1 protein-coding gene is annotated in these 363 nt (G+C 40.5%); it reads right to left on the minus strand.

Annotated elements, in window-relative coordinates; all coding sequences use genetic code 11:
• Nucleotides 1-363, minus strand: a 363-nt coding sequence (locus ACFIO5_RS11440; protein ID WP_375705474.1) for a DUF475 domain-containing protein, incomplete at both ends; no start/stop codon positions are given.

The following is a 363-nucleotide window of genomic DNA, read 5'->3' on the forward strand; positions in this document are numbered from 1 at the left end:
CCATTTTATCTTCTGTTACGACCTGCCCTGAAAAGAATAATATCAAAACCAAAACGATTGCAATATCAATTCCAACAAGCGCCCCAAGCTTTTGAGCTGGCCTCTCTATAAAAACGAGCCAATGTACTTCTTTTTCAGGATCAAAAAAATATTTCAAACCAACCATCATGAGGAAAGTACCTCCAAAAGCCGCAATTGCCAGATGAACATCTGTTAAGACTGCGGCATAGTGATGTGGTTCCCATATTGCTAATTTTACTGCAGCAATTGGATTAATGCCAACAGCAATAGCAACTACCAACAACGGAAAAACAAGCCGCATTCCAAACACCGCTATTAAAATGCCCCATACCAGGAAACGAC

It is taken from the genome of Bartonella sp. AA86SXKL (assembly GCF_042196885.1).